Below are 3,851 nucleotides of genomic sequence, written 5' to 3' on the forward strand. Positions count from 1 at the left end.
GGTCGCGGCGGGGCCGGTTTCAGTCCACGAGCCCGCCTTGCCGGTTGAGGGGCCGGCCTGTTGGGCGCCCTGGCGCGGCGATGCATCGCCGCCGGGGCGCCGGTCGGTCTGGGCGGTGGCCGGGAACGTCGTACAGGCGGCCAGCAGGCCGGCGGCTGTCGCAATCGCGATCGCAGTCGTGATCTTGCTAGTCATGACGGTTGCCCTGAAACGGTTATTGATCCGGCACATCGATTTATCCGGACGTCCGATCAATGAAGCTTCGCCGGCCGCGGCGCGGGATCGACGAGCAGATGCGCCGCCCAGCCGATCAGGCCGATCGCCATGAACGCGATCAGCAGCGTGGCGGTCAGGAAATAAGCGGCAAAACCGGTACCCACCAGAAGGATGAACGCCAGCACGAACAGCAGCCCGCGCAGCCATCGGCCAAGACGCGCAACGGCGAGCAGAAGCCCCAACACGAGCAGCACGACCGTCGCGCCCAGTACCAGATACGTGCCGAACGTGAAGGCGATGCCATTGCCCACGGAAAAGGTATCGACGGCCGCCGTGATCAGCCCGGCCAACGCGGCCGCACACAAAAGCCAACCTCCATAAACGGTGCGCGAAGTGGAAGTTGGCATGGTTAAGATCTCCCCGCGAATGAACCGGCGGCGGGCCGGATAGGCGCTTTCGCTCCCTGTCGCCGTCTTTGTATTCGACTTTGGCATTATCGATAGCCGGCATAAGCGTTGCAATGCGCCGACGTTTATGGCAGCTAGGGTTCACGCTAGCGCCGCACGCGCAGCCGGCGATCAAGCGCCGCGCCGATTTCCGGGAGGGGTTCTGGACGCTTCAGTCGGCGGCTAACAGACGGCGCGCGAGCGAATCGTCGGTGACCAGCGTCTTGCCGATGCCGGCGCGAAAGACCGCCAGCAGCGCGCTGGCCTTTTCGGCACCGCCCACGGCCAGAATGAGATTGGGAATCCGCAACAGATCCGGATAGCCGAGCGCGAGGGTTCGATCGTCCAGTGTGGTGACCAGCGAGCCGTCGGCGCGCATGAACGTGCCCAGCACCTCGGCGATTACCCCGGCTGCGCTGAGCTGCTGGCGATCGGCCGCGCTCAGGCTCTGCATCATCTGCGAGGCCGGCGGGTCCCAGCTGCCGACCGCGACCGTGGCCACCGAGATCGAGCCGAACAGACCGAACGCCGCCTCCACGCTCGGCTCCTTGCGCAAGCCGTTCGCGGTCGCCTTGTCGCCCACCACCAACGGCACGAAGATCGGGTAGGCATCGCCGCCGCCGATCTCGCTGACCCGGCGCACCACGTCCAGTGAATTCTCGCTCGACGAGCCGACGATGCCGCCCATCTGCACCACGCTGCATCGCGCCAGACGCTCGATCTGGAGCGCCATGGCGCTGGTCGTACGCCCCCAACCGATACCGAGCACATCGTTCGGCGAGACCAGTTCGCCGAGCAGGTTGGCGGCCGCCGCGCCCACGCGCCGGCGGATCGCGGCCGAGTCGCGGTCGTGCTCGGACGAGCGAACCACGATCACCTGCTTCAGATCGAATTTCCGCTGGATGTCGCGGGCCAGGTTCGTGTCGTAGGCCAGCGGCGCCTTGATGGTGAACCGCACGATTCCTTCCGAGACCGCGAGGTTGAGCAGGCGCGCCACCTTGAAGCGCGACAGGCCGAGATCCTCGGCGATGACGGTCTTGGGCGCGCCGTCGATATAGAAGCGTTGCGCGACGGTGGCGGCCAGGACGCCGGTATCGGGATCGATAGGCATGACGGTAAGGATAGCCTCTGCGACCAATAGCGCATAGCGCTCATATGAGCTTTATGTTGCTATTATGAGCATAACAAGAAGCCGAACGCCAACCGAACCGTTATCGCGGCCCGGAACGGATCGAGCCGAAAAAAGACGCGGCGAAAACGAGGCCGGCCGATTCGATCGGCGAAGCGAATGGAGGAACGCGCAGCACGCGTGAAGGCGATGACCGCGAACATTCTCGAATGCGTCGAAATCGGCAAGCGGTTTGGCACCACGGCGGTGCTGAATCGCATCGATCTCGCCTTGCAGGCCGGGCGCGTGACCGCGCTGATGGGCGAGAACGGCGCCGGCAAGTCGACGCTGCTGAACATCATCGCGGGCCTGATCGCGCCGTCGACCGGCGAACTGCGGATCGACGGCGATATCGTGCGCGAATTCACGCCCAGCGCCGGCCAGGCCCACGGTATTCAGATCGTGACCCAGGAATTGTCGCTGGTGCCGCATCTGACCGTGGCCGACAATATCTTCCTCGGCCGCGAACTTGCCGCCGGTTCGAAGCGGATCGGCTATCTGCAATCGCGTCGCATGTTCGGCGAGGCCCAGGCCGCGATCGATGCCTTCGGCGTGCCGATCGACGCCCGCGCCCGGGTCGAGCAGATCAGTCTGTCCTATGCTCAGATCGTCGAGATCATCCGCGCTTATCATCGCCGGCCGCGCATCCTGCTGCTCGACGAGCCGACCTCGTCGCTGACCAGCAACGAGACGCGTCACTTGTTCGACATCGTCGACAAGCTGCGCCGCGACGGCACCACGGTCGTGTTCACCACCCACAAGATGGACGAAGTCGAGCAGATGGCCGACGATATCGCGGTGCTGCGCGACGGCGATATTACGCTCACCGCGGCGGCCCGCGATCTGTCCTCGGCCGATGTGGTCGACGCGATGGTCGGCCGCAAGCTGGCCGAGCAGCGGCTGGTGCTGCCGGATATCGAAGCCGATGTCCCGGTGCTGGCGGTCGAGGGCTATGCCACGCGCGACGCGGACGGCGATGCCGGGCACAGTTTCGATTTTGCGGTCCGACCCGGCGAGATTGTCGGTCTGGCCGGGATCGCGGGCGCCGGACGCACGGCGTTTCTCAAGTCCGTCTACGGTCTGCATTCGGCCCGGCGCGGGCATGTCCATCTGGCCGGCGACGATTACGCCGAACGGTCGCCGTCGCGTTCGTTGGCGCGCGGGCTCATGTACATCCCTGAAAGTCGTAAGGAGTCCGGGTTGGTGATGTCACAGGGCATCGCCGCCAACGCGATTCTGGCCAATCTCGGCCGGTTCTCGGGCCTGGCCGGCTGGCTGAAAACGTCGCGCGAACACCATTTGACCCGCGAAGCGCTGGAAACGTTACGCACCAAGTACGAGTCCACGCGCGCGTCGGTGGCCCAACTGTCCGGCGGCAATCAGCAGAAAACGCTGGTCGCCCGCTGCCTGATCGCCGACGACCCGGCGGTGTTGCTGTTGGACGAACCCACGCGTGGCATCGATGTGGGGGCCAAGGCGGATATTTACGAAATCATCGTCGAACTCGCGGGCCAAGGCGTGGCGATCGTCATGTCCTCCTCCGAACTGCCGGAGTTGATGACGCTGTCGCATCGCATCGCGGTGTTCAAGGACGGTTTCATCGCGAGGGTCTTCGAGCGCAACCAATTCCGGGAGGCCGACATCGTCAGGACCGCGATCGGCGTGTAACGGCGACAACCACGAGTCGGCGGTTCAGCAAAAGGATGACCTACGTGAGTAATGCACGACAATCGCTAACCACCGACGCCGCGGCGGCGCCCGCGCGCTGGCATACATTGTTCAACCGCCAGCGGCTGGCGTCGATGGTGGTCTGGATCGCTTTTGCCTGCTATGTGATCCCGCTGGCGATCGCCCAGCCCCAGTTCCTTTCGTTCTACAACATCATCTCGATCCTGATGTTGATCTCGATCTATGCCCTGATCGGTTTTGGCGAGGGCGTGGTGGTGCTTACCGGTGGCATTGACCTATCGGTGGGCAGCATCGTGGGCCTGGCCGGCGTGGTCGCGGCGGTGATCCTGAAC

Annotated in this window: 3 protein-coding genes and 2 pseudogenes; 2 read left to right on the forward strand and 3 right to left on the reverse strand. The window is 64.7% G+C overall.

What is annotated here, in order from left to right:
• The 3 genes and pseudogenes from VFJ08_RS03575 to VFJ08_RS03585 form a co-directional block, all read right to left on the reverse strand.
• Nucleotides 1-195, reverse strand: a pseudogene (locus tag VFJ08_RS03575) (hypothetical protein); the annotation flags it as partial.
• Between the two features lie 56 nt (nt 196-251).
• Nucleotides 252-566 carry a hypothetical protein gene (locus VFJ08_RS03580; protein WP_324995247.1) on the reverse strand — a complete coding sequence of 105 codons (315 nt, stop codon included), beginning with the start codon at nt 564-566 and terminating at the stop codon, nt 252-254.
• 268 nt (nt 567-834) lie between these two features.
• Nucleotides 835-1,773: a sugar-binding transcriptional regulator gene (locus VFJ08_RS03585; RefSeq protein WP_324995249.1), complete on the reverse strand. Its 939-nt coding sequence runs from the start codon at nt 1,771-1,773 to the stop codon at nt 835-837.
• A gap of 177 nt (nt 1,774-1,950) precedes the next feature.
• Between VFJ08_RS03585 and VFJ08_RS03590 the strand changes: the two genes are divergently transcribed.
• Nucleotides 1,951-3,498 carry a sugar ABC transporter ATP-binding protein gene (locus tag VFJ08_RS03590; RefSeq protein ID WP_324995252.1) on the forward strand — a complete coding sequence of 516 codons (1,548 nt, stop codon included), beginning with the start codon at nt 1,951-1,953 and terminating at the stop codon, nt 3,496-3,498.
• Nucleotides 3,499-3,542: 44 nt separating this feature from the next.
• Nucleotides 3,543-3,851, forward strand: a pseudogene (locus tag VFJ08_RS03595) (hypothetical protein); the annotation flags it as partial.

Source organism: Salinisphaera sp. (genome assembly GCF_035690525.1).
Taxonomy (GTDB): domain Bacteria; phylum Pseudomonadota; class Gammaproteobacteria; order Nevskiales; family Salinisphaeraceae; genus Salinisphaera.